The organism is Halocola ammonii, assembly GCF_049334165.1.
Lineage (GTDB): Bacteria > Bacteroidota > Bacteroidia > Flavobacteriales_D > Sanyastnellaceae > JBEGHD01.
Map to the genome: position 1 here is coordinate 48,405 of NZ_JBEGHD010000012.1, position 23,712 is coordinate 72,116.

Here is a 23,712-nt window from a genome sequence, read left to right on the forward strand (position 1 = left end):
AAATGAAATAAAAGTTGAATTATGCTTTTCAAGAAAATTCTGCACTACATCAATCCGGTGAACTGGTTTAGAAAATCGGAAACCGACAACGTGAATCTGAAAATGATGCACGGGATTAATAAAATCTCGTTCTTCGTTTTTCTCATGTGCCTTGCAGTGATGCTCTACCGATGGCTCAGTTGAGCTTTTTCCTTGAAGGTTTAAGCGAGCCTTCGTAAATGAGGTTGATCTGCAATGCGTTTCCACCGGCATAATTTGTGATCTCTCCAAATCGGATTGCGTAGCACATTGCGATTTTGAAGGAGCGCTTGAATTCAAATCCGACAAAAGGAGTTACTTCGCTCGCCCATCTGAAATTGAACCCTCCGAGAATGGCTGAAGAGGTTTTGTAATTGGTGAATCTCGATTCGTCACCAATGCGTTTTTCGCCAACGGCTCCAATTTCGTAAAGTTTTGCTCCGCCCTGCATCATGAACCTTCCGTGCAAGGTGACATCGGCCCAGCCAAAATTATTTTGAACTTTTCCGTATGCTGTGTGACGCATTAGGAATCGGCCATTTCCCTCTTCCAAAAATGTTTGATCCTGCATGATATGATGAGCTGCATAGCCCAAACTGTAGCTAAAGTCTCTGCTCGAAATGCGTTGCCAGTTTAATCCAAAAGCACCATCGAAAAAGCTCCTCATTTCGGCACTGAAATTTTCTTGTGTTGGCAATGTTGGGTCGTAGCCGATACCGTTCCATTGCGCATCCCATCGCAGGTCGCTGGTTTTCATGTTTCGTTGTGTCCACCCGAGTTGAAGTCCTGCTGAGAGGCTGTTTTTCCTGTTCAGTTTTAGGTGGTAGGCCGATGAGGCCAAACCTGTGAAGTAGCCCATTTGTGTGGTTCCCGCCTTGTCCTGAATCACAGCTCCTCCGAGCGACAAGTAGCCGTTGTCGTTCTTTTCTTTTCCCAGTGAAATTTCAACTGAACCACCAGAAGTAGTGAAAGTCTCCTCACCCGCAAGCCATTGGTTTTGGTAGACTGCCGAAGCGCGAATCGTTCCATCGAAATTTCCGGTTTCGGCTGGATTCACGAAAACTGGTGTAAACCAATAAGGAGAAATGGCACCGTCTTGTGCTCGCAAGCTAAAAGCCGCAAGAACAAGCACAATCAAAGCGATATGGTTTTTGAATGCTCTCATCGAATCAAAGTGACATTTCCATTTTGCTCTACGGTAGCTCCGTCTTCGAGTTTTGCTGTTAGGTGATAGATGTAAACGCCCTCAGGCATTTTTCCACCATGAGAATTACCATCCCAACCGTGATCAGGATTGTCTGAAGAGAAAACCATTTTTCCCCAACGATCGAACACCTGAAAAGTCATTGTTGTGATTGCCGGCCCGCGAACGTAAAGCATGTCGTTGGCGCCATCATCGTTTGGTGAGAAGATGTCCGGGACAAAAATTGGAGTTGGGTTGGCTACGCAAATCATCATTTCTGTGCTGTCTACACAACCTCCTATATTTTGAGTGAAGAGCTTAATCGTGTAATTACCGGGCGTGTCATAACTTGGAGAAGGGTTTTCTCCAGGCTCGTACATTTCACTTTGGCCATTGTCAAAGTCCCATATTCCTGCCACAGCATTCTGACTGAGGTCGATGACATTGAGCGGGGACGCCTGGTCGAATGGTATGCAATCTTCGTTCGGGTTTATTGAAAAATTCGTGCTGAGTGGAGGGTAGGCGGGGATATAAATCAGTGAGTCTTTACTACAACCCTGACTGTTGTTGGTCACGGTAAGCAAATGGCTACTTCCGGCATCTGCCGAAATGGCGTTGGCCACAATCGGATCGTTTTCGCCCCAGGTTGGAGTGTAGCTAGAAAGATTTACAAACTGAAGTACGGCCGAGCCAGTGCTGTCACCAAAACAAAGCGTGTCACTCACCGAAACTTGAAACTCAATTGGCGGCAATACTTCTACAGAAATTGAATCTACAGTAGGCTGTGAGCAGCCGTCCGAAACTGTAACCACGTATTGAGTATCGCCATCGGGAGAGTCTGTGTTTTCCTGAACGCCCAGCAATCCGTTGTTCCAGGAGAAGCTGAGAGATTCGTCAGAAGTTCCTCCGTTTGTGGAAGCCGTAAGCGTTACACTTGCACCGTTGCAAATTAATGTGTCGGAAGCCAGCAGTTCTGTTTCGAGTTCTGGCAAGACTGTGAAGGTCACACTATCGGAACTCATACAAACACTTTCGGAGTGGTTGAGTGTGATGGTATGCTCTCCACTTCCGAGACTGGCCGGATTGAAGATCGTGTCAGAAACTGCTCCTCCAAGTCCGTCAGGACCGGGAAAGGCGGTAAACGTAAACTCCGTGTTTACCAGACAATAGGTGCTGTCGACTCCCGAAATTTCCGCTTGCTGAAAAGTGGTGAGCTGCACTAAAACCGAGTCGTTGCAACCCGCGGGAGCATTCCAGTAAATGTAATGATCGCCAGAAGCACCCATGGCCGGGTCGTAGATTCCTTCTTGAGCAGAGCTGATTCCGGAGCCTGTCCAAATGCCACCTTCCTCCATCGATTCCAAAATCTCAAAAGGCTCTTGATCGGAGCAAAGAACGATTGTGTCGAGTGGGATTTCTGAAGGGCTGACCACTGCTACCATGCTGTCAACACAGCCGTTTTGTTCGTAAAGCAAAGTGTGACTTCCAATTCCCGCCTCTGATGGGATGAACTCGTGGTATTCCTCTTCAGCGTTGTAGCTGGTCGGCCCGAACCAATTACCGCCCCAGGGCTGTCTACCGATGGTCTCCGGAATCAGCGGCAGCGTTTCATCATCCACACAGAAATAAAGGGTTTCCGGTTGAATCACGGTTTCGATGTTCCAGACAAAAACAGTGTCGGTGCAGCCATTTTCTGCCGTGTAAATGTTTTCGGTCCACACGTTGTTGCCCAAAAGCGAAGGGTCGTAAACGCCTTCAAGAGTATCCGTGAGTGCGGGTCCATTCCAGTAGCCGGCAGGTGAAGGATTTTCGTAAAGCTCGAAAGGCTGGTTTTCGGGGCACGCAGAAATGTAGGCCGGCCCAGTGTCGATCGGCTTCACGAACAAATCCACAATCTGGTCGCAGCCATTTGTAACGTAGGTAAAAGTGACATCACCATCTGGCATTTCGGACGGATCGTAGGCACCCGCGAGCGAGTCGACAATTCCGGGGCCGTACCAGGTTCCACCTAGTGGCGAAAAGTCGAGTGTATCGATAAAATTCGATTGGCAAAGCGTGTCGAGATCGAAGGTGCCAGTGATGTTAGCCACATTTATGAAAGTACTGTCCTGGCATCCATTCAGCGCATCGTAGCTCACCATGAAGGTACCGGTGTCGGCTGGGTTGAAAAGCGAATCGGAAACGATGTAAGCTCCGCTCCAGTCTCCTCCTGGTGGCGATGCCGACAATGCAAAAGGGTCCGTTTCGGGACAAGCCGCCTGAATCGGTCCGGCATCAGCTTCGATAATGTTTATTTCTAATGTGTCCAGACAAAAGTCTGAAGCCGAGTAGATAATCTGGTTCAAGCCAATGTTGGCACTGTCGGGTTCGAAGAATCCTTCGACCTCTTCAGACATTCCAGGGCCCGACCACACGCCACCTTCGGGATACGCAGTCAGCTCAAAGCCCGGCAGGGATTGACAAATTGATTGATCGGCAAAGTCGATGTCGGCATCGGTGACCTCGAGTGTGTACTCAAAAGTTTCAACAATTCCCGTTTCCACTTCGGTTACTTCTACAGAGTAGGTGGTTGTAGTTTCGGGACAAACTTCGTGAGGGCCGTCATTTGAAGCGAGTCCGTTGCTCCAGTCGTACTGATAGGTCAGACAGTTCGGGTGCTCGAGAGTAATGTCCGTGCAGGTGCCTGCGCAGATCGTGTCTTCTTCCGAAACGATGTTGGCGTTAATGCCGCAGTTGTCGAACAGAAAAGTAGTAGACACGGTAAACGTCCAAAGGCTGTCGCACTCATCAGGAACTTGCACGGTGGCTTCGAGCGTGTATTCGCAGTTGTAGTTAAACGATTCACCGAGCAGTAGAAAAACTTCTTCCGAAAAACCATCTGTACACGCAATTGGAATGGCGTTGTTAACCGGCACGTCACCGTCTCCGGTCAGTTGGAACTCAGTTTCTGAAATCGGCTGGCAGGCTACCGGCATCGAAAAGTCTACCGTAAAATTGTTTGACCCACAACCGGGTAGGTCTACGAGTTCTATTTCCGGTGGAGTAGGAGCTGGCGCCTGAGAGTTCCAGTGGATTTCAAACCCACAGAAAACCGCGCTGTTGTCGGAGGTGAAGTGGACAGTGACAGTTCCCGAGCTGGCCGTGAAGCTTCCTGGGAGATCGGTTCCGGTGAAAGGTCCGCCTATAATTGGTGATGCTGTGTTTGGTCCGTTGTGAATGGTGACGAAGTCAAATCCATTGTCGAGACAAAAGTCTCCCACAAAAGTCAATGTGAGTGGATTGCCTGTGGAGATGGTGAATTCGAAATCTTCGTTGTTGCCGTAATTGCTGTCGCCACCAGAATCGTAGAGGATTCCATCACAATCAGTCACAGTGGTGGTGCTCATCTCGTATTCCGGCAGCTGGCACAGGCCCGCAGCAGCGAATAACGAAAAAGTGATTATGAGGAGAAAGCGCGGCATCAATTCAAATCAAAAAATTAGAGACTATCGGTAATTAGTACTTCAGGTGTCATAATTGTGTTGCTCAGGTTTCCGGCCCGATCCTCGAGCTGAATGTTAAAGCTGGTAGTTTCCTGACTCCCGTTTCCAAGCAAAAAAAGTGGATTTAAAACAACTGTGAAAGTTCCTTCGACATTTAGTGCCTGAAGTTCGGGTGTGACAGGAGGAATATGATAAAAATCGGCTTCAGATAATCTGGCGTCTTTCACGCGCAAGGTTTTTACATCCGGGTCGGGCTCACCAATGTCGCCATCGGCATCCTTGTATGAAAAAGTGACTTCGACCTGATTTTCAAATTCCACAACCTGACTGGCACTCATTGAGACGTAAGTGATTTCTGGCGATGGATCAACCGTTTCTTCTTTTTTGCAACCTAAGGCAAAAAGAACTGAAAAAGCTATGATTAGTGCAATTCTCGGCATTGTCATCAAATAATTTTTAAAATGAAAATGGAAACGATTTGCTGGCTCGATCCTTCACTGGGGATTTCCTGAGGGAAAGCCTGTTCTCCATCACTCACGTAGCACTTCACAAACAATACGTCTCCCGTCTGGTAACTGCTCAGGTCGACTGTCGCCTTGTGTTGAAAGTTGGCAGAGTTGTCGAAAAAGTCGAGTGCCTGCAAACTACCCGCTGTGGAGCACTCGGCCAGATCCTCTTCATCAAATTCTTCCAGAGAAGTGGCGATCTCCACCTGAGCGGAAATGTCTTGCTGCGGTGTGCTGTCGTCAGTGGCCAAAATCCAGATGTCGACAGTAGCGGGATCTACCAAAATCGGAGTAATGCCAACTTCAGATTCGTCTCTCTGATAAGGATCAGTGGTGTTTCCTGCCGGGAAAACTGCCAGGCCTTCTACCGTTGCCGGAAAATTGTTGGAAGCTGACGGAGCGGGATTTCCAAACATGTCTGGAGCTCCGCTGGCAATCCAGTTTTCAATTAAATCGATGTAATCTTCTCGGTACTGCGGCCAGTCTGAGTCGGGATCCACTTCCGGTGGCATCATCCCCGTGGTGTTGGGAATGCTCTCTGTAAGTCGCAGGTGCAAAAATGAATTTTCCACACTTCCGGGAACCACGCGGTATTCGTAGCTGTTTTGTGCATCGTTGGCAATCACAGGATGATTCACCAGCGTGTTGTAGGAGCTCGCTACCGATCTGAATTCGGGTTCAAAAGTTCCATCGTGGCAACCGGCATTGGCGCAAGTCGGTCTGAAAATCTTCGCGTGCAAGTAGGCGAAGTTGTCTGAAGGAATGTCCTGTGGACTCGGATTGTCGTTGGCCACAGTGTAGTCGATTTCCTCGTAAGGATTGTCGACCTTGTCTCTTCGGCAGCCCAAAACGAGCAAGGCGAAAGCAACTACGGCAATGGCGATATTTTTTTGCTTCAAGATCATATTCTGTCAAAAAGAGATTGAGTTCCCGGAGCGAGCATTCCAGCACTTTGCACTTCTGGCTTCACTCCCAAAATGTCTGCAATCGTCAGCATGCTATCGGAGGTGATTCCAACGGGATTGTTTTCACTGCCAATGCTCAGGTTTGACGGAACGTTTGGCCCGACCATCATGTTGAAAACGCGTAGTGCGTTTTGGTCGGAGTGGTCGTAAGCCAGCCAGTTGTTTTCGTCTAAAACCGCATTCGGGTTTTGATTTCTTCCACATTCCGGAGTGGCGAGCATCGTAGTGCTTCCGGCCATCTCGGGGATTTCATTTTGGATGTAGTTCCAGATGTGACCCACTGCGTGATCGGCCCTGTGAAGGTTTTGGAGGTAACCCGTAAAGTTCGAGTGGCAGGTGTCCACGCTGTTGAGGTTGACAACTGTCAATGCGGGTTTAAACCATTTCATCACTTCGCAGGCGTAGCCCACGGCCTGAAGGTCGTTGTTATCCGAAACCGGTGCGTGATCGACTGAGTTGTTTTGCGTTTTGTCGAACATGTGCTCCAGAAACTGCTTGATGTTTTGCTTCTCAGCGGCTGTGTTTCCGATGGTTTCGAGATTGCTGCCGTACTGCTCAAAAGTGTTGTCGAGGAAATATTTGAGTTGATACATCGGGTCGAGCTCATTTTCCGGATGGTACACTTTTGCATCGCTCAAAAACTCTTGCCCTTTTGGTCCGAAGGTGATGGTAGGAGCGAGGAAGTTGGCTCCGTATTGTGCTCCGTAATCCTGATGAACACTGTAGTTCAGAAGTGCGGTGGAGTTCACGAGGTTGTTACCCACAAACCACATGTCGGTTGCCGAGTATCCACCGTGCCTTCTGAGGTATTCGAAAATAGTCGGGTTCACCGGCTTTTGCTTGAGTCCCTGAGTGGTAACTGTACTTCCCTGCAAAAGGCTGTTGAGACCACCGTAGTGTCCTGCCGAAAGCGCCTGTACTTCTCTGAAAACCGTTCCCTGCTGATCGAGCGGAGTAGATAAAATCGAAGGGATTGGGTTCATTCCTCCGTTGCCTGTTCCGTAGACAATCTTTTGCTCGGGAGCGGCTCCGGTAAGCATGTTGGTCATGATATTACCCGGGTACGGGTCGCCCTCCTGGCTGTCGTCCAGGTAGCGCTGCAAGATCGATTCCTGCTGACGCACTCCACCGGCAAACATCACCAAAACCACGTGGTTGTTCATGCGGTTTCCGGTAGAGGCAAAAAGCCTTCCGCTTGGCAAAATGTAGGGAGCGACAATCGAGGCCGCTGCTGCCGTTCCGGTTTTTTTCAAAAACTCTCTTCTTTTCATCTCTTGCCGGTTTTTAGTAGTACATGTATTCGTCAGATAGGGCGAAGGAGAAGTAAACCATCTCCGGGGTCATGTATGGGTTGGAGCTGATAAAATTTCTCAGGTATTCTTTTTCGGCTGCGGTTGGGTAGTGTACGTAAAACTTCACATAAGTGTCTTCGATAAACTGATCGAGGTCAGCGTTCATGTCGTCTTCAGATGGAAGGATCACTCCCGGCTTGTTCATGAAGTTGGAAATGATCACTTCGCGGGCGAGCTCCTTGTCGCCAATCGACTGGATGCATTCGCCAATGTCGAACAGGTCGTTGGCAGAGAGGGCCGTTTGAAACAGGTTGGTGTACAAAATCGCAACGTACTGTTCGTTGGTTTTGCGCTTGGTTTTGTCACTTCCCGAAGCGTACAACTCAACATCATTGAGCACGAACTTCGGCTCGGGTTCCTTTCGGCAGGAAGCCAGGGTGAGCACCGCCAAAAGCGCTATGGCGACTGTATTAATTTTCAAATCCCGCATATTCATCTGTAATTAGAATTTGTCTTTGTATCGATTGCAAATTGCTGGTGGAACCAAAAGCCGGAGCGAGTTGACTCACCTCGGCTGTGGACGGTTCACGCGAAAGAAACGTCTGAAAAGCCCAGCGCACCATTCCTTCTTCGTATTCGTCAGACTCGGTCATGATGTCGATGTACTCGCTTTTATTTTGGGCCACCTGGCCAAAAACCTGTGCCGGCTGGTTAAGCTCGATTATTTGAAACGACTGTTCAAACTCCGCTTCTGTTGGGAAGCGATAAAAGAGGTCGTTGAAAGTGGCGTTTATAAAATTGAAAGCGCCCATGTTGATCTGGTCGTAGATCGAGTTGTAGAGCATGAATTCGTACATCCGTCTGATGTTGATCGTGCCTTCTCGCAGTCTGATTGGGCTGTCGAGAATGTCCTTTAGACGATTCGCCTGAACCATGTTTTGCTCGTAGCTGCCAATGTTGCCAGAAAGCGAATCGGCAATGGCGTTGCTGCGAAAAACGTTGTACTCCTGAGTGATCTCAGCGTCCGAAGCTCCTTCTATCAGTCTGGCTTTGGTGTCTTCGTAAAGTTTCGTGAAGTAAGCGTGGTTGTAGCTCGTGTCTCCCGGAACGGGCTCGGTGCTAAAGAAAAGCGTGTTGATGATTTCGATTCGGGCCTCGGTGCTGAGGTTGTTTTCTTCGAGGTGTTGAGTGTCTCGGTCCATTTCTTCGTCTGTCGGCTCGCGACCGATAATGTCGATAAAAAGCCTGTTGACGTAGTTGTTGACCTCAATAGTCGGGATTTCGCTGTAGGGCGGAATCGTGTTGTCCTCGTAAACGGGTTCTTCCTTTTTGCAGGAACCGAGGAAAACAAGCGCCAAAAACAAAAGTGGCACAAACCTTTTGGAGAGTAGGTGCTTCATAAAGTGAATTTAACCAAACTGACTGTTATTCAAAAAAGTCCGAGGTAAATATATCGCAAACTGCTGGCGGATGTTGTAGGACAAAGGGAGAAAATGGGGTAAACAAAAAACCCCGAAAGCTGATTGCCATCGGGGTTTGGAATTTTTTAGAGTAGAATCTTTTTATTGATTCTCGAGTTTGTTCATCTCTTGCTCGAAAGTTTCTTTGAACTTTTCGTAGTTGTACTCGGCTTTGATGCGCTCGTCTTTTGAAAGTCTTTCGTTGTACTCGCTCACGATGTCGTCTCCGGAGAGCTCGAGTGCGATGTAAGAAACGTAGCGGCCATCAGACTTTTGAGTGAGCTTGTCGCAGATCTTCTTTGCGCCTTTCAGCTCCTGGTCGATTACGGTTCTCGCCATTTCGTTGAACGTTTCGGTGAGCTCCTCTTTGTTGTTAAACTCTGTTGAGTTCACGTAGTTGTCACCAACGATTTGCATCGTTGTGGTGATGGTTTTTGCGAGCTCGGCATTGGCGTTAGAGCGTGCTTTTTTCTTGGCCGTTTCGCGGTCCATGCTTTCGCCAGTGGCGGTAGCTCTAAAAGTGTCTTTGTCGGAAAAGTAGCTCTCACCGGTGCAGTATTCGTTGATCAACACTTCACCGTCTGGCTCTTTTTCTACTGTTTCTTTGTTCTTTTTACAGCTGCCCAATCCTACAATCAGGAGTGCGGCAAAAAGGAAAAGGGTAAGATTCTGGGTACTCATCATTTTTTTCATAACTATCGATTTAGGGGTGTGATTCTTTGTTTACTTGTTTGTTATTCGTTTGGTTGCCGATTTTTCATAAACTGTGCCAAAGCTGCTAAAGTAGCGTGGAAACAATGTCTCCGGCAATTTCTTCTTCAATAATTTTTGCTCCTTTTTTGTAGGCTTCGGTGGAAGCTGCATCGAAATTTAGCTGCAAACCTTTTATCTGATTCATTCCTTTTCGATAAACTTCTTCACCGGTCGAGGCTTTTTTTACTGTGACCGTCATGTTGAGGTAAGCAACGTGGAAGCCCTGGCTTTCTCCGCCTTTGGTGGTGTTAGCGTCAACTTCGAAAATGTAGTCGGCTGCACTGCGCTCGTTTGTGAATCGAAGTCCTTCTTTAGAGAGTGAGTTTTGCAGAGCATTGGCCAGTAGCTTTTCGCTGCCTGGGCTGTCGTATTGCTTTTCAGAAGTGTTGAGTTGGACAGCGGGAAAAATCACTTCGATGGGAAGTTTCTTGCTGTCGAGCTGGGTTCCTTTGGCAATGGCTTCGGACAGGTCGGAAGCATGCTGGCCGGCAATGAGGGTTTCCGAATCGATCTTCAGGTCGAGGGCGTTGTTGCTGTCGGAGAGCTCCACTTCATCAACCACAATTTTTCCTTTTCCGTCATTTCCAGTGATGAGCGTTTTGGGTCTGCTGTACTTTCGCTTGTTGTAGTACCAGTGAATGGGAATCCCTGAAACGGGCTCGTCTTTGTAAAAAGCAGTAACTGTAATTTCGCTTGAGAAACCATTAGAATGTTCCAGTTTAACTTCGTTGGAGGAAGTCTCCAGTTTCAAGTCTGAAAGCATGTTGAGCAGGTGCGAATAAATTTCGTTGTCGAGAAAAACGGTGTCACCATTTCGCTCTATCTCGTTTGACTCTCCCCAGTAAGGTTTTAGTTCGTCCAGAGCCTGGAGGTGCAGTTTGATGGACTGACCGATGTTTTTCTTTTCTGCAGCTTCTATTGACTTGTCGAAAAAGTCGCTTGCCGAGCGCATGGCGTTGTTTTTTCGTTCGCGCTTCAATCGTTCGTGTTCGGCTTTCGAAAGTCGGTAAAAAACCCAGTACTCGCCTTCGTTTTCCCAATTGTCGACAGCTTCGTAGTCCTGAATTTCTTCACTGGTTTTGGTGACAACAGTCGACTGAAAGCTTTCCTGAAAATCGTAGTCGTGTTCGATGACGTTGAGGAAAGATTCTCCTTCTACAGTTACTTTAATTTCTGAAGCCAGGTCGTTGAGCGCATTTTTTTTGGCCACCTGAGCGTAGTCGAGCGGGTTGCGGGTTTTACTGGCCGAGCCAATTCCGATGTAGTAGCCACCGGTAGTTGGGCGCTCTTTGATCCAGTAGGGGCGCTGCGGTTCGGTTTGCTCCGGATTGGAGTCAGCCAGCTCGCGATTGCCGCTACAAGCCGCCAACAACAAAACGAAAATTAACAGCGTAGATATTTTCAAAATCCTGATCATTCCTATTGAATCACTTGTTTGAGCAATTGGCTCACTTCTCCGGAGATACTATGACTTACCTGATCGTAGAGGTTGCCTGTGAGCTCCGTTGTCGACTGAAGTTCTCTTCTTCCATTGAGCAGTGAAACGAGCTGCTGTCGGTCGTTTCTGTTCGTGCTCAGGTTTCCGTTTCTCGATGGGTAAAGGTTTGAAATTTCACCATCGTAGTCGGCAAAATTGATTTCGTCTGTCACGCTCTTGTCGACAATCTTTGAGAGCATCACTTCACCTGTTTTAAGTGAAATCACTTTGTATTGAAACGAAATGCTCGCTGAAGAACTTTTGTAGTAGCGGTTGTATTCCACCGGGCGGTAGCGAGTTTCGTAGTAGTACTTTTCATCTTCGGGATTCAGCTTTTTCACTCTGTACTGCTCATAGCCGGTTTCTTTAACTTTTTGCATGCGACTTTCCTCAGTGCCATAGTTCAGTACTTTTCCGGTTACGATAGCCTGAGCTCCAATAAGTTCCCCAACTGAAGAAGCGGTCTGTTCATTGATCACTCCCGAAAGACCGAGCTTTTGCTCTTCGATTATCTTATCGAGATTCTCGCGATCTACGACTTTTAGAAAAGGGTCGTTTACTGAAGTGAGCGCATCCAGGGTGTAGGCCGTAATTTTCGAATCCAGACCTTTCGTGGAAGTAGTGTTTTCGAAGGGCAGCAAAGCAATGGTGAAGGTGCCTTTTGTCAAAGCTTCTTCCATCAATTCTTTGGTGTCCTTGTAGTTGCTGTCCTTGTTCTCCACCATCTTAAAATGGTCGTAAGCTTCGCGGTACTTGTCGCTTTCCAGCGCTTCAACACCACTGATGTAAAGCGGCTCCAGGTAAGCGATGTCCTTGAGCTTGCCAGCATCTTTGTAGTTGGGGTCGAGCTTCGAGATTTCCTTGAAGATGGTTTCCGACTCCTCGTATCTTTCTTCCTCGAGCAGTGCAGTTCCCTCTTCGTAAAGCCCAAGCAGATATTCGGCTTTGATTTCCTGATAGTCCGATTTATACATGTCTGGAATTGAGAGGGTCACGCCCACATTTTTGATCCGCTCCAGATAATCTTCAGCTTCGCGATAGGCGTAAACAGCCTCTTTCGTTTCACCAAAGCTTTTCTTCTGGATGAAATTTTCGAGCTTTCGGGTGAGCACCTTCTGCCCGGTTTTTTTCATTCCAATTTGAGCGTCTACGTTGTTGCGGTTTTTGACAAGTGCCGTGTAGTAGGCGCTGGCAGCCTCCAGGTCCATACCCTGAGCCATCAGTTTGTCGCCTCTTTTGCTAAAAGCCTTGGAGCCGTTGCAAGCGGCAAAAGAAAAACCGAGTAAAATCAAAAATGTGAGCGCAATCGTTCTCAACATGGGTGCTGTTGTTAGTGATGATTGTTTCAGGTGATTATTTAGACATGATGAATTCATCCAGCTCTTCGATGGAAGATTCAAAAGTAAACGCATCGTTCACCTTGTAGTAGTTGTTTTGATCAACTGTGTAGTCATAGGCAAATTTTGCGTATTCCAATCTTGTATCCTCGAAGTCGAAAATCTCCATAATCGCCTTCACCTGATCTGCTTTGAGGCAGTTCGATTTAGTGATTTGCTTGGCGAGAGTAAACTGACTGTCGGAGAAACTCTTTGACTCAATCGATTTTTTTGCACTGGCAAAATCTGCTGAAGACATTGGCATGCTGCAGCCGCCTTCTTCAACAATCACCACTTCTTCTTCTTTCACAGGTAGCTCTTCTTCTCTCGAAGTGCGTGTGGTTGTGGTAGTCGTTACGGTAGTCGACTCTTCAACTTCCATTTCCATGTCGGGCACGCGCATGTCCACAGAAACTTTGGTGCCAGCCACGTCCATGTCCATTTTAACTCCATCCTGGCCACCTCGAGTAGTGGTGGTTGTCGTTGTTGTTGTAACTTCCTGCGATGGTTCAGCTGGCTTCGAAGGTGCAGCAGGCTCAACAGGTCGTGCTGGTCGCTGAGGTTCCGAAGGTTGTTCTGGAGATTCCTGGGCCAGCGGGGCATTTGAAACAGGTCGGATTACAATTTTTCCTTTCTTGTTTTGCTTAGCTATATAGGTGATAGAATTTCCGAGCTCCACAATCATTCCGGAGTTGTAGTCGTTCATCCCGGGATCTTCAAAGTCGAGCTTGAGCTTGTAGTAGTCGGCTGTGAGGTTGGGCATTTTTACCCTGTTGGCCGGTTTTTCATTGATTTGTCGGCCGTTTAGATAAGCCGTGAAAAGCTCGCCATTTTCACTGAAGACAATGGCTTCAGCAGAGTTCTGAGCAAAGAGAGTCAGGTTGCATAAAAACGCGATGATGAGGGTGGTAACTATTTTTTGCATAGCTTGAGATTTATGGGTTAAAATTACTTTTTCTCCTGTGCTTTCCCAATCGCATGCCAAAATTGTTTCGCCCTGAGATTTCAAGGACAGCTGATAGCTGAGAGGGAACTTTGCAGGTGGAAATTATATATTTGGCGAAAATCAAAAAATCAGAGAATAGAATATTTTATGAGTAAAAAGATTTTAGTTATTGGAGCCGGAAGGTCGAGTACTTCGCTTCTTCGCTACCTTCTCGAAAATGCCGAGAAAGAAGACTGGACTTTACGCGTGGGTGAACAGGATGTTGCGATGGCCGAGAAAAAAGTAAAAGGCCATGAAAGAGCTGAGGCTTTTTCTTTCAATGCTCTCGATGAAGGCGAAAGAGAAGCGGCTATCGAAGAGGCTGACCTGGTAATTTCTATGCTGCCGGCACGATTTCATCACCTGGTTGCAAAAGATTGCATTCGTTTGAAAAAGAATGTGATTACCCCATCGTACGTTTCTCCGGAAATGAAGGAAATGCATCAGGAAGCTGTAGATGCGGGAATCCTGATCATGAACGAAATTGGTGTGGATCCCGGAATCGACCACATGTCTGCAATGAAAATTATCCACCAGATCGAACGTGAGGGTGGAAAAATGAAAAGATTTGAATCCTTTACCGGTGGGCTCGTAGCCCCCGAAAGTGACGACAACCCGTGGAACTACAAGTTTTCATGGAACCCAAGGAACGTTGTGCTTGCCGGACAGGGAAGTGCTGCAAAATTTATTCAGGAAGGAAAATACAAGTACGTGCCTTACCACCGACTTTTTGAGCGCACAAGGCCGATCTCTATCGAAGGTCATGGTGAGTTCGAAGGCTACGCCAACCGCGACTCACTCAACTATCGCTCGATTTATGGACTGGAAAAAGTGCTGACGCTTTTTAGAGGCACGCTTCGCAAAAAAGGTTTTTCGAGATCGTGGAATGCATTCGTTCAGCTCGGAATGACAGACGACAGCTATCAGCTGCAGGATTCTGAAAACCTCACCTGGAGACAGTTTGTGAATCTCTTCCTTCCTTTTGACGAGACCTTGACGGTGGAAGAAAAAGTCCTGAAGTATCTGGATGACATCGATGAAACTGACCTGGCGAAAATCGAATGGCTCGGCTTTTTCGAAGAGGAAAAAACGGGGCTGGCCAACGCGACTCCAGCACAACTTATGCAAAAGAAGATGGAGGAGAGAATGTCTCTGAAACCGGGAGAAAAAGACATGATTGTGATGTGGCACCGATTCAACTACGAGCAAAATGGCGAAGAGAAGGAAATTCACAGTTCGCTCGTGGCCATCGGAGAAAATGACAACTACACGGCCATGTCTGAAACCGTTGGACTGCCGGTAGGAATCTGCGCCAAGCTGATGCTTCGCGGAGAGTTTGACCTTAAAGGTGTGGTTCAACCAATTATGCCCGAAGTTTATGAGCCCGTTTTGAAAGAGCTCGAAGAACACGGGATTAAATTTGAAGAAAGAGAAATTAAAGGAGCAAACGCATGAAAAGAATCCTGAGTCTGGTAGTGGTGATTACTTCATTTTGCCTCTGCAGTTTAGAGACTGCGGCTCAGGACGTACACGTTCCTAAAAATTATTCACTGGAGACCAGCAGCGACTACCGGGCTAATGCCCCAGCGGTAAAGAAATGTCTGGAGTGGCTGCTGGAAACTCCCCTTCACGAGTATCCCGACAAGAGAGCTGAGGTAAATGCTTTTGTGATGCTCTGGCTTACGGGAACCCCCACGCTCACTATCGAAACCAACAGTAGTCTCATGCCTTTTATCGAAAAGAATGAAGAGCTGTTTTACACTTTTGTTCATGCACTCACTCTCTACCACATAAAACACAAGGAAATCGAAGCTCAGGCGGACATTGAGTTTGCCCTCACCGAAGTCATTCGCATGTATCGCAGATCGAAGGACCTCGAAAAGGACGATGAAATGAAAGAGCTTCGCAGAGCCAGGCGTTGGGGAAAGCTTGACGAATGGATTCAGAAACATTCGTAACAAAAAAAAGCGGTGCCCAACTCTGTTGAAGCAACCGCTTTTACCTATTACTCGCTCGATCGAAAGTCCTTACAGACTCAATTCTTTTGAACTTCTTCCATTTCTCTTTTGATAGCTGACTCGGCCAAAAGCTTTGTCACTATGTATTCCATATGGAAAGTATACTTTTCGTTGTGACGGTATTCCCCTAGTTTATCATCGTAAGAAATGATGGCCATTGGGAACTCCAGAGGGCTGGTGTTGACTCCATCCAGGTATTGCTCTGGCACCAGGTCGATAAACATTTCGTACTCCGGCACGTTCATCGTTCTCTCCGGCATAGAGGTGTCGAAATAAATGCGCTTGGTAAGAGTGCCTTTCTTAGAAAATTCAATGGTGTAGGCGTGATTAAAACGGAGTCTCAATTTGAAGAAACCATTTTCATCACTGGTGTAGGAGGTCACTTTTTGATTCTCCTTGTAGATGTCAATTTGGACGTGTTCAGTGCTTCGTTCGTCTACAGTGATCTCACCTCTGACGTAAACGGCACCGATGCGCTTGATTTGCGCGTTTGCGGGCGAAGCTAGCATAGCGGAAAGAACCACCAATACCAGCATATAGGTATAGCGTATCATCGTTAAGAAATTGTTTTAAGTGTTGCTCGTTTTAAAGTGTTGGCTTGTCAGCCGCTTTTTTTTACGGGCTGTTCCTTGCTAAAGTTTTACTTTATCGAGAGTTTTTTTGCCAGGGTTTCTAACTTCTTGATATACCTGAAGATTCATGACTTTCAACTAGTGGGCTGAGTGTGGCAATTACTTTTAAAATCACTCTTAAAAATCATTTCATCCCGGTAAACAAATGGTACCTTTGTGGCGTTAGCAAGACGATATGAAAAGTTTCGATATTCCTACATTTTATCGCTCTCCAGTAATTGGTCGGGTAAAAGAATTGCGGAAAGTTACCGATCCCAGAAAGAAGGATTTCTCTCCCACCATTCTCGATTTTGGACCTGTGAGGTTTTTGCTCGCGCGCCACTTCGGGTTTTGTTTTGGTGTGGAAAATGCCATTGAGATTTCTTACCGTGCTCTTGAAGAGAATCCAGGGAAAAGAATTTTTTTGCTTTCGCAAATGATTCACAACCAACAGGTGAATAAAGATTTGAATGATCGCGGTATCAGGTTTATTCAGGATACGCAGGGAAATCTACTGATGGATTGGGAAGAGCTCACTCCAGATGATGTGGTGATCATTCCGGCATTTGGAACTACGAGAGAAATTGAAGAGCGCCTTTCAAAAATGGGCATCGAAACGAAGAAGTACGATACAACTTGCCCTTTTGTAGAGCGCGTTTGGAAAAAATCCAAAAAGCTCGGGGAAGATGCTTTTACCGTTATCATTCACGGAAAGCCAAACCACGAAGAGACACGAGCTACATTTTCGCAGAGTACTAAACACGCTCCTGCGGTGGTGATCAGAGACATGGAAGAAGCTCAGGTGCTTGCAAAAATTATTGGTGGTGAAATTCCAGCCAGTGAGTTTTACGATCTGTTTCCCGGCCGCTATTCCGAAGGGTTCGATGCTGAGAAAGACTTGCAGAGAGTGGGAGTGGTGAACCAAACCACTATGCTGGCCACTGAAACTCAGGCGATCTCCGATCACATCAAATCTGTGATTGTAAACAAAAGCGGAGAAGAGAATTACAAAGATCACTTTGCCGATACTCGCGATACGCTCTGCTACGCTACCAACGACAACCAACAGGCTACCTACGGCTTGCTCGATGCCAGTGCCGACTTCGCTGTGGTGGTTGGCGGCTACAACAGTTCAAACACTTCGCATCTGGTAGAACTCTGTGAGGAAAAACTTCCGACTTACTTTATCAACAGTGCTGCTAAAGTCCTCTCTCCCGATGAGATCGAACACTTTGACCTCGACAAAAAAGTAGAGAAGGTCACAAACGGATTTATTCCAGAAAAAAGGCCGGTGAATATCGTTCTCACTAGCGGTGCCTCCTGCCCCGATGCAATGGTGGATGAAGTCTTGCAGAAGCTGCTCAGCTATTTCCCTGAAACACGATCCGTTGAGGAAGTTCTGGCCGAAGTTGAAGAATCAGAAAACTCGTAAATTTGAAATGAACGGTCATTTTTGACCGTTGTGTTTAAAAAACATTTCATTATGGAAGCTCCTAAAGTACCCAAGGTAGTTTTTAGAAACGCCAGAAATAAACCGCGACAGTACAAACTGAGCAAAAGATTTTACGACCCCGAAGAAGAAGAACGCGAGAATCGCAGAAGAGAGATCGAAAGAGAAGTTGCCATGGAGCGCGGAGAGAAAGTTAATTATGCTCCGGGCAAGGTTTCCTTTAGAAAACAACGCACCAAGGGCGACCACTACAGAAAAGGTGCAATGGCGTCCAACTTGCGACTGATTGTTATCTTAGCCATCTTAATTATTTTGGCCTACATGGCCTATCAATATTTGGAACAAATCGGAGGTTAATCTCAATATGCCAGACATCATTCAGCTGCTGCCCGATGCAGTAGCCAATCAAATTGCTGCGGGAGAAGTTATTCAGCGACCGGCATCGGTCGTTAAAGAATTGTTGGAAAATGCAATTGATGCAGGAAGCACATCAGTAAAACTGATTGTGAAGGATGCGGGCAAAACACTTATTCAGGTTGTTGACAACGGTTGCGGCATGTCCGATACCGATGCACGAATGTCTTTTGAAAGGCACGCTACCAGCAAGATCAACAGCGCCCACGACCTTTTTAAAATTCACACCAAAGGTTTTCGCGGTGAAGCCCTGGCTTCGATTGCAGCCATCGCTCACGTTGAGATGAAAACGAGGCTCAGCGAGGAGCAAATGGGAACAAAAATCCTGGTCGAAGGAACAGAGGTGAAGGCACAAGAGCCATGTGCCACTGCAACCGGAACTTCCATTGCTGTAAAGAATTTGTTTTTCAACGTTCCGGCTCGAAGAAATTTTTTGAAGAGCGATGGTGTAGAAATGCGCCATATCATCGATGAATTTCAAAGGGTGGCGCTTACGCATTCCGATGTTGCATTTCAGCTGCATCACAATAAAAGCGAAGTTTTCAATCTACCTACCGGATCCTTGCGTCAACGAATCGTTGGAGTGTTCGGAAACAAATACAACCAGCGATTAGTACCCGTTCAGGAGAGTACCGACATCGTAAGTGTTCAGGGTTTTGTTGGCAAGCCGGAGTTCGCTAAGAAAACGCGCGGTGAGCAGTTTTTTTTCGTCAATAAAAGATTCATTAAAAACAATTACCTCAATCACGCTGTGGCTTCGGCTTATCGTGAGCTGATGCCTAAGGACGCACATCCGCTCTATTTCCTTTACATGGAAATTGATCCGACTGAAATTGACGTCAACATTCACCCGACAAAGACGGAAATAAAATTTCAGGATGAGCGTGCCATTTACGCCATCATCCACTCGGCAGTGAGAAACTCACTCGGAAAGTTCAATATTTCTCCGAGCCTCGACTTCGAACAAGAGACCAGCATTCAAATCGATCCTATTTCGAGTAACCGCGCAATCAAGCAGCCTTCGGTAGAGATTAATCCAGGTTACAATCCATTCGACAATGAGAAGAGAAGTGGAGGTGGGTCTGGCTTTGGTGGAGGTGCGAGTGGCTTCGAAAGAGAAAAACGCCAGGACTGGAAGGAGCTCTACAGAATTATTGATCAGCCAGAGCAAGATGAAAACCATGGTGAGATCAATGAATTTACTCGAGAAACGGTTGGGCAATCGGAAGATGCTTTTTCGGAAACAGAAAGTGCTGGAGAGAAAAAACCTGCTTTTCAGCTTCACAAGAAATACATCGTCACCCAGATCAAATCGGGAATGGTGGTGATTGACCAGCAGCGTGCTCACGAGCGAGTGCTCTACGAACAAACTCTTCAGCGTCTGGAGAACAGGAAAAGTGCTTCACAGCAGCTGCTTTTTCAGCAAACGGTGCACCTTTCGGCATCGGACTACGAACTCATGAAAGAGCTCGTGAAGCCACTTGAAGCCCTTGGTTTTGAAGTTGGAGATTTTGGAAACAACGCCATGGTGGTGTCGGCTGTGCCTGCTGAGGCGGCTCACATCAACGCTCCAGAACTGATGGAGCAATTCATTGAAAAATATAAACACAACAGCAGCGAGATGAAACTGGAGTTGCACGAAAAGCTTGCCTCATCGCTGGCTTATTCCATGTGCATCAAGCAGGGAAAGTCACTTTCTACTGAAGAAATGCACCATCTTATCGATCAGTTGTTTGCTTGTCGACAACCCTATTACGCGATTTCCGGCAAGCCCACAATTACTACTTTTACGCTCGCTGATATCGATCAAAAATTTGAGTAACATTCGCCTATGAACCGGCAACTGACACCCGTTGTAAAAAATCTGATCATTATAAATGTGTTGTTCTTTCTGGCAACTTCTCTGAATATTTTGCCAGATCAGATCATCTATGCCCTCATTGGTCATTATCCGGCTTCTGAGCTTTTTTATCCGTGGCAAATTGTGACACACATGTTTATGCACGGTGGCTTTTTTCACATCCTCATGAATATGTTCGTGCTGTTCATGTTTGGGCCGATGCTCGAGCAGCTATGGGGCCCCAAGCGTTTTTTGATTTATTACTTTGTCACGGGACTCGGAGCTGTTGGGCTTCATTACCTCGTAGTGTACCTCCAAATCCAGGCGATGTCAGTGACGCTTGATCCCGGTGAAGTACAAGAGATCTACAACAATGGAGCTAATATCCTGATGGATCGAACTAGGGAGTACTCGAAAAAATCTATGAACGAACTCAATCAATTGGTTAACGGAGGGCTGCTCGGGGCTTCTGGCGCTGTTTACGGAGTTCTTCTAGGCTTCGGAATGCTCTTTCCTAATACGCGTCTGATGTTGCTTTTCCCACCGATTCCGATTAAAGCCAAAGTCCTGGTTTTTATCCTCGGTGGAATTGCTCTCTACAGTGCCATCTCTAACAATCCCGGTGACAATGTGGCGCACTTCGCTCACTTGGGCGGAATGTTGTTTGGCTACTTGCTATTGAAATATTGGCAAAAAAATAACGGTTCGTTTTACTAAAGATGCAACGAAGTTTACTCGATGAAATAAAACATCGCTACAAATCCGGTAGCGCGCTCCTCAAGCTCATCTACATCAACGTGGGTGTGTTTGCGGTTTTGAAGATCTTGCTTTTGGTACTTTTTGTTACCAATATGAATCAGTTCATTATTTTAGGAAACACCTTCCTTTCCTGGAATTGGTTGGGCTCTACGCATGTTATCCAAAACACTGAAGGGCTCAACGGTTTGATTTACCGGCCCTGGAGCATTTTCACGTACATGTTTGTGCACGAAGGTCTCTGGCACATCCTTGGAAACATGCTCATCTTGTTCTTTATTGGAAGGATTTTTCTGGACTTTTTTGGCCCCAGAAAATTGGTGGCGACCTACATTCTCGGAGGACTAGCAGGCTGGGCCCTTTACTTTTTAGCCTACAATTTTTTACCAGTCTTCGAAGGAATGCGCGGACCAATCTGGGGAGCTTCGGCTTCGGTGATGGCCGTTTTCTTTGCCATTGCTGTTTATCAGCCTAACTATCGAATTGGCTTGCCTTTTATAGGTCCAGTAAAGCTGATCTACATCGCACTAATCTATTTGGCTATCGATATTATTGCGATTCCCGGTGGGCAAAATGCTGGAGGCCACATCGGTCACTTGGGTGGAGCACTTTATGGTTATCTTCTGGCGCGAGGGTTTGCTCAAAATAGAGACATAGGAAGGTGGTTCGAGAAGCTGCTCGACAACCTCGCCAATCTTTTTAAGGGCGGTTCGAGAATGAAAGTAGTTCACAATCAAAAAAGAAAAGGCAGAAAGAAAGCACGTCACATGACGGACGAGGAATACAATGCCGACAAGGTTGCCAAACAAAAAAGGGTAGATAAAATTCTCGATAAGATAAGTCGAGCTGGCTACGACAGTCTCACCAAAGATGAGAAGGACTTCCTTTTTCGGTACGGTCAAGAATAGCATTTCGCTGTGAGAAAAGGAATCCGAAAGTTGTTTAAATGGCTTTTAGTCTTGTTAACTATTGCGGTAGCAGTTGCTCTGCTACTCAGTTATGGCTCTACAGCTATTAGCCCAAATCAAAATCAGTGGTTGCCCTTTTTTGGTCTTGGTTATCCTCTTTTTATGACATTGAACCTTCTCTTTCTTGTCATCTGGATTTTCAAGAAAAAGTGGATATTTCTCGTCCCGCTTGTTTCCGTTGCCCTTGGTTTGAGCTATCATCAACATTTTTTTCAGATTCTCGGCAGCGAGAAGCCGGAGTCAAAACTCGAGAATTCAGTTTCAGTTCTGAGCTATAATGTTCGCCTTTTTAACCTCTACCACGAGCTCGACCACATTACAACTCGTGACAGCGTTTTGAAAATCCTCAAGGCTGAAAGTGCTGATATTCTCTGTTTTCAGGAGTTTTATTACACGGCCAAAAAAGATGGGTTTGATACGCGAAACAAATTACTGGAAGAGCTGGACAATAGCTATTTTCACGAACGCTACACGCACGAGTTTAGCGGAGAAAGATATTTTGGAGTAGCTACTTTTTCCCGATATCCAATTGTTCAACGAGGGGAAATTCCATTTGAGTCGGACGATAATAATTATTGCATCTACACGGATATTGATGTGAAGGGTGATACGATTCGTGTTTTCAATACTCATTTATCATCCATCCGTTTCGGAGAAGAGGACTACCGTTTTATCGCAAACCTGGGTGAAGAGCGGCAAGAGCTTGAAGAAGGAGGGAAGCGCATTGCACAGCGACTGATCACCGCTTATAAAAAGCGTCAGGCGCAAGTCGATAAAATTGTGAAGAATATTATTCGCAGCCCCTATCCCGTAGTTTTATGCGGGGACTTCAACGATACGCCTATTTCATACACTTATTCTGTAGTGGATGAGGTTTTGCTGGATGCTTTTGTGCAGAGTGGTAGTGGACTTGGACGTACTTACAATGGGCCTTTTCCATCCTTCAGGATTGACTACATCTGGCACGACAAAAACTTTGAATCTTACAATTTTAAGACACTTCCTCTGGAGCTTTCGGATCACCTTCCAATTCGCGTTGACCTCGCTTACTGAAGAGAATCGGGATATTGAATAACTGAGAGCTACTAAGAGCTTTTGGCTTCTTGCTGACGCCTTTCCGCTTTTAGAGCTTCGCGGTAGTATTTCCATGGCACCAGCAACATTCCGAAACACTCACCGTGCTCCTTGCCGCGGTGCTTGTGGTGAACCTTGTGAGCTTTTCGAATGGCCTTAAAATAAGGGTGATCTGCGTTTCGTAAAATCTTAAATCGCTGGTGAATGAAGATGTCGTGAACGAAAAAGTAGGCCATGCCATAAAACAAGATTCCGAGCCCGATGAAGAATCTGAAATCGTATCCATTGAGAGCACCGAATAGGATAAGTAAAAAACTCGGTACTGCGTAGATCAGAAAGAATACATCATTCTTTTCAAAGAAACCTGGCTCCTCTACGTGATGATCCTTGTGAAACTTCCACATGAATCCGTGCATGACGTATTTGTGCGTAAACCACGCCATGAATTCCATCACAAAAAAGGTGGCAATTACCAATGCTATGTTTATCAGAATAGACATGATTGATTATAAATTCAAATTTGGTGATTCTGAGCGATAATTTAAAACTCTCTCGAAAACAATCTTAAACCATGGGGTAAAAATTTGGGGGCTGGTTTCGAGTAGATTTCTGATTTCGTCAATCCGCATAAACTGCCAATCTTCTACCTCTCCTTGATTGGGGCTCGGGGCACTATCAAATTCTCCAAGAAATACATGATCATATTCGTGCTCGAGCAGGTGGTTATCGAGTTCGCTCTTGTAAGTGAATTCAAATGCCGGAACCAGAGTGCAGTTAAATCCCATTTCCTCCTGAAGCCTTCTGTGAGCGGCTGCCTTCACTTCTTCACCCTGCCTTGGATGACTGCAGCAAGTGTTTGTCCACATTCCTCCGCAGTGATACTTGTCTGAGGCACGTTTGTGAAGCAGCAATTCACCGCTGCTGTTGAAGACAAAAACAGAAAAAGCCCTGTGAAGCAATCCCTTTTCATGAGCCTCCATCTTGGGCATTGTGCCCAACTCTTTATCGTTTTCGTCAACTAAGATCACATTGTCGAAATCAGTGGTGACGTTTATTTCATTCATTGTACTCATCTACGCTAGCT

Annotated in this window: 23 protein-coding genes; 9 read left to right on the forward strand and 14 right to left on the reverse strand. The window is 46.4% G+C overall.

Annotation, left to right across the window (positions count from 1 at the left end):
• Positions 1–21: 21 nt before the first annotated feature.
• The gene (locus tag ABHV44_RS12520; protein ID WP_459075041.1) at positions 22–183 is read left to right on the forward strand and encodes a DUF6728 family protein; all 162 of its coding nucleotides are present in this window, start codon (positions 22–24) and stop codon (positions 181–183) included.
• Here the strand turns inward: ABHV44_RS12520 and ABHV44_RS12525 are convergent.
• The 11 genes from ABHV44_RS12525 to ABHV44_RS12575 form a co-directional block, all read right to left on the reverse strand.
• The gene (locus ABHV44_RS12525; RefSeq protein WP_459075042.1) at positions 176–1,183 is read right to left on the reverse strand and encodes a PorP/SprF family type IX secretion system membrane protein; all 1,008 of its coding nucleotides are present in this window, start codon (positions 1,181–1,183) and stop codon (positions 176–178) included. The genes ABHV44_RS12520 and ABHV44_RS12525 overlap by 8 nt on opposite strands.
• Positions 1,180–4,662, reverse strand: coding sequence for a T9SS type B sorting domain-containing protein (locus ABHV44_RS12530; RefSeq protein ID WP_459075043.1), 3,483 nt, complete (start codon positions 4,660–4,662; stop codon positions 1,180–1,182). The genes ABHV44_RS12525 and ABHV44_RS12530 overlap by 4 nt, the downstream gene beginning before the upstream one ends.
• 17 nt (positions 4,663–4,679) lie before the next feature.
• On the reverse strand, positions 4,680–5,123 hold the full coding sequence (locus ABHV44_RS12535; RefSeq protein ID WP_459075044.1) for a hypothetical protein: 444 nt from the start codon (positions 5,121–5,123) through the stop codon (positions 4,680–4,682).
• A 5-nt stretch (positions 5,124–5,128) separates the two neighbouring features.
• On the reverse strand, positions 5,129–6,094 hold the full coding sequence (locus tag ABHV44_RS12540) for a hypothetical protein (RefSeq protein WP_459075045.1): 966 nt from the start codon (positions 6,092–6,094) through the stop codon (positions 5,129–5,131).
• Entirely contained in the window at positions 6,091–7,425 is a 1,335-nt protein-coding gene (locus ABHV44_RS12545; protein ID WP_459075046.1) for a hypothetical protein, read from the reverse strand. The genes ABHV44_RS12540 and ABHV44_RS12545 overlap by 4 nt, the downstream gene beginning before the upstream one ends.
• Positions 7,426–7,438: 13 nt before the next feature.
• Positions 7,439–7,936, reverse strand: coding sequence for a hypothetical protein (locus ABHV44_RS12550; RefSeq protein WP_459075047.1), 498 nt, complete (start codon positions 7,934–7,936; stop codon positions 7,439–7,441).
• Complete coding sequence (locus tag ABHV44_RS12555; RefSeq protein WP_459075048.1) at positions 7,917–8,846, reverse strand: hypothetical protein; 930 nt, start codon at positions 8,844–8,846, stop codon at positions 7,917–7,919. Before ABHV44_RS12555 ends, ABHV44_RS12550 begins: the two co-directional genes overlap by 20 nt.
• Positions 8,847–9,008: 162 nt before the next feature.
• A complete protein-coding gene (locus tag ABHV44_RS12560) occupies positions 9,009–9,599 on the reverse strand; it encodes a hypothetical protein (protein ID WP_459075049.1) in 591 nt (196 codons plus the stop codon).
• Positions 9,600–9,684: 85 nt separating this feature from the next.
• The gene (locus tag ABHV44_RS12565) at positions 9,685–11,076 is read right to left on the reverse strand and encodes an LPP20 family lipoprotein (protein WP_459075050.1); all 1,392 of its coding nucleotides are present in this window, start codon (positions 11,074–11,076) and stop codon (positions 9,685–9,687) included.
• Between the two features lie 2 nt (positions 11,077–11,078).
• Positions 11,079–12,455, reverse strand: a complete 1,377-nt coding sequence (locus tag ABHV44_RS12570; RefSeq protein ID WP_459075051.1) for a CsgG/HfaB family protein — start codon at positions 12,453–12,455, stop codon at positions 11,079–11,081.
• Positions 12,456–12,489: 34 nt separating this feature from the next.
• Positions 12,490–13,437, reverse strand: a complete 948-nt coding sequence (locus ABHV44_RS12575; RefSeq protein ID WP_459075052.1) for a DUF4476 domain-containing protein — start codon at positions 13,435–13,437, stop codon at positions 12,490–12,492.
• 168 nt (positions 13,438–13,605) lie between these two features.
• Here ABHV44_RS12575 and ABHV44_RS12580 point away from each other — a divergent pair, with 168 nt between their 5' ends.
• Positions 13,606–14,952: a saccharopine dehydrogenase C-terminal domain-containing protein gene (locus ABHV44_RS12580; RefSeq protein WP_459075053.1), complete on the forward strand. Its 1,347-nt coding sequence runs from the start codon at positions 13,606–13,608 to the stop codon at positions 14,950–14,952.
• Positions 14,949–15,455 (forward strand): hypothetical protein, encoded by a 507-nt coding sequence (locus ABHV44_RS12585; protein ID WP_459075054.1) that lies wholly within the window; start codon positions 14,949–14,951, stop codon positions 15,453–15,455. The genes ABHV44_RS12580 and ABHV44_RS12585 overlap by 4 nt, the downstream gene beginning before the upstream one ends.
• A gap of 77 nt (positions 15,456–15,532) precedes the next feature.
• Here ABHV44_RS12585 and ABHV44_RS12590 read toward each other — a convergent pair whose 3' ends face one another.
• Positions 15,533–16,069 (reverse strand): hypothetical protein, encoded by a 537-nt coding sequence (locus ABHV44_RS12590; protein WP_459075055.1) that lies wholly within the window; start codon positions 16,067–16,069, stop codon positions 15,533–15,535.
• 253 nt (positions 16,070–16,322) lie between these two features.
• On the opposite strand from ABHV44_RS12590, the gene ABHV44_RS12595 reads away from it, so the two are divergent.
• The 6 genes from ABHV44_RS12595 to ABHV44_RS12620 all read left to right on the forward strand — a co-directional run bounded on the left by ABHV44_RS12595 (position 16,323) and on the right by ABHV44_RS12620 (position 22,607).
• The gene (locus tag ABHV44_RS12595) at positions 16,323–17,558 is read left to right on the forward strand and encodes a 4-hydroxy-3-methylbut-2-enyl diphosphate reductase (RefSeq protein ID WP_459075056.1); all 1,236 of its coding nucleotides are present in this window, start codon (positions 16,323–16,325) and stop codon (positions 17,556–17,558) included.
• 51 nt (positions 17,559–17,609) lie between these two features.
• Complete coding sequence (locus tag ABHV44_RS12600; RefSeq protein WP_459075057.1) at positions 17,610–17,933, forward strand: hypothetical protein; 324 nt, start codon at positions 17,610–17,612, stop codon at positions 17,931–17,933.
• Positions 17,934–17,940: 7 nt separating this feature from the next.
• A complete protein-coding gene (gene mutL, locus ABHV44_RS12605) occupies positions 17,941–19,812 on the forward strand; it encodes a DNA mismatch repair endonuclease MutL (RefSeq protein ID WP_459075058.1) in 1,872 nt (623 codons plus the stop codon).
• A 9-nt stretch (positions 19,813–19,821) separates the two neighbouring features.
• Complete coding sequence (locus ABHV44_RS12610; RefSeq protein WP_459075059.1) at positions 19,822–20,547, forward strand: rhomboid family intramembrane serine protease; 726 nt, start codon at positions 19,822–19,824, stop codon at positions 20,545–20,547.
• Between the two features lie 2 nt (positions 20,548–20,549).
• On the forward strand, positions 20,550–21,494 hold the full coding sequence (locus ABHV44_RS12615; protein WP_459075060.1) for a rhomboid family intramembrane serine protease: 945 nt from the start codon (positions 20,550–20,552) through the stop codon (positions 21,492–21,494).
• Between the two features lie 162 nt (positions 21,495–21,656).
• Positions 21,657–22,607, forward strand: coding sequence for an endonuclease/exonuclease/phosphatase family protein (locus tag ABHV44_RS12620; RefSeq protein ID WP_459075061.1), 951 nt, complete (start codon positions 21,657–21,659; stop codon positions 22,605–22,607).
• Positions 22,608–22,639: 32 nt separating this feature from the next.
• Here ABHV44_RS12620 and ABHV44_RS12625 read toward each other — a convergent pair whose 3' ends face one another.
• Both ABHV44_RS12625 and idi read right to left on the reverse strand, forming a co-directional pair.
• A complete protein-coding gene (locus ABHV44_RS12625; RefSeq protein WP_459075062.1) occupies positions 22,640–23,128 on the reverse strand; it encodes a sterol desaturase family protein in 489 nt (162 codons plus the stop codon).
• Between the two features lie 6 nt (positions 23,129–23,134).
• Positions 23,135–23,701, reverse strand: coding sequence for an isopentenyl-diphosphate Delta-isomerase (gene idi, locus ABHV44_RS12630; RefSeq protein WP_459075063.1), 567 nt, complete (start codon positions 23,699–23,701; stop codon positions 23,135–23,137).
• Positions 23,702–23,712: the final 11 nt, after the last annotated feature.

What these genes read in the sequence shown, in the direction of transcription:
- ABHV44_RS12570 (WP_459075051.1), bottom strand. Translation starts at nt 12,455, where the DNA reads ATGTTGAGAACGATTGCGCTCACATTTTTGATTTTACTCGGTTTTTCT.
- ABHV44_RS12625 (WP_459075062.1), bottom strand. Translation starts at nt 23,128, where the DNA reads ATGTCTATTCTGATAAACATAGCATTGGTAATTGCCACCTTTTTTGTG.
- ABHV44_RS12525 (WP_459075042.1), bottom strand. Translation starts at nt 1,183, where the DNA reads ATGAGAGCATTCAAAAACCATATCGCTTTGATTGTGCTTGTTCTTGCG.
- ABHV44_RS12545 (WP_459075046.1), bottom strand. Translation starts at nt 7,425, where the DNA reads ATGAAAAGAAGAGAGTTTTTGAAAAAAACCGGAACGGCAGCAGCGGCC.
- ABHV44_RS12530 (WP_459075043.1), bottom strand. Translation starts at nt 4,662, where the DNA reads ATGCCGCGCTTTCTCCTCATAATCACTTTTTCGTTATTCGCTGCTGCG.
- ABHV44_RS12595 (WP_459075056.1), top strand. Translation starts at nt 16,323, where the DNA reads ATGAAAAGTTTCGATATTCCTACATTTTATCGCTCTCCAGTAATTGGT.
- ABHV44_RS12590 (WP_459075055.1), bottom strand. Translation starts at nt 16,069, where the DNA reads ATGATACGCTATACCTATATGCTGGTATTGGTGGTTCTTTCCGCTATG.
- ABHV44_RS12535 (WP_459075044.1), bottom strand. Translation starts at nt 5,123, where the DNA reads ATGCCGAGAATTGCACTAATCATAGCTTTTTCAGTTCTTTTTGCCTTA.
- ABHV44_RS12555 (WP_459075048.1), bottom strand. Translation starts at nt 8,846, where the DNA reads ATGAAGCACCTACTCTCCAAAAGGTTTGTGCCACTTTTGTTTTTGGCG.
- ABHV44_RS12620 (WP_459075061.1), top strand. Translation starts at nt 21,657, where the DNA reads ATGACATTGAACCTTCTCTTTCTTGTCATCTGGATTTTCAAGAAAAAG.
- ABHV44_RS12600 (WP_459075057.1), top strand. Translation starts at nt 17,610, where the DNA reads ATGGAAGCTCCTAAAGTACCCAAGGTAGTTTTTAGAAACGCCAGAAAT.
- ABHV44_RS12615 (WP_459075060.1), top strand. Translation starts at nt 20,550, where the DNA reads ATGCAACGAAGTTTACTCGATGAAATAAAACATCGCTACAAATCCGGT.
- ABHV44_RS12610 (WP_459075059.1), top strand. Translation starts at nt 19,822, where the DNA reads ATGAACCGGCAACTGACACCCGTTGTAAAAAATCTGATCATTATAAAT.
- ABHV44_RS12560 (WP_459075049.1), bottom strand. Translation starts at nt 9,599, where the DNA reads ATGAAAAAAATGATGAGTACCCAGAATCTTACCCTTTTCCTTTTTGCC.
- idi (WP_459075063.1), bottom strand. Translation starts at nt 23,701, where the DNA reads ATGAGTACAATGAATGAAATAAACGTCACCACTGATTTCGACAATGTG.
- ABHV44_RS12550 (WP_459075047.1), bottom strand. Translation starts at nt 7,936, where the DNA reads ATGCGGGATTTGAAAATTAATACAGTCGCCATAGCGCTTTTGGCGGTG.
- ABHV44_RS12585 (WP_459075054.1), top strand. Translation starts at nt 14,949, where the DNA reads ATGAAAAGAATCCTGAGTCTGGTAGTGGTGATTACTTCATTTTGCCTC.
- ABHV44_RS12540 (WP_459075045.1), bottom strand. Translation starts at nt 6,094, where the DNA reads ATGATCTTGAAGCAAAAAAATATCGCCATTGCCGTAGTTGCTTTCGCC.
- mutL (WP_459075058.1), top strand. Translation starts at nt 17,941, where the DNA reads ATGCCAGACATCATTCAGCTGCTGCCCGATGCAGTAGCCAATCAAATT.
- ABHV44_RS12565 (WP_459075050.1), bottom strand. Translation starts at nt 11,076, where the DNA reads ATGATCAGGATTTTGAAAATATCTACGCTGTTAATTTTCGTTTTGTTG.
- ABHV44_RS12575 (WP_459075052.1), bottom strand. Translation starts at nt 13,437, where the DNA reads ATGCAAAAAATAGTTACCACCCTCATCATCGCGTTTTTATGCAACCTG.
- ABHV44_RS12520 (WP_459075041.1), top strand. Translation starts at nt 22, where the DNA reads ATGCTTTTCAAGAAAATTCTGCACTACATCAATCCGGTGAACTGGTTT.
- ABHV44_RS12580 (WP_459075053.1), top strand. Translation starts at nt 13,606, where the DNA reads ATGAGTAAAAAGATTTTAGTTATTGGAGCCGGAAGGTCGAGTACTTCG.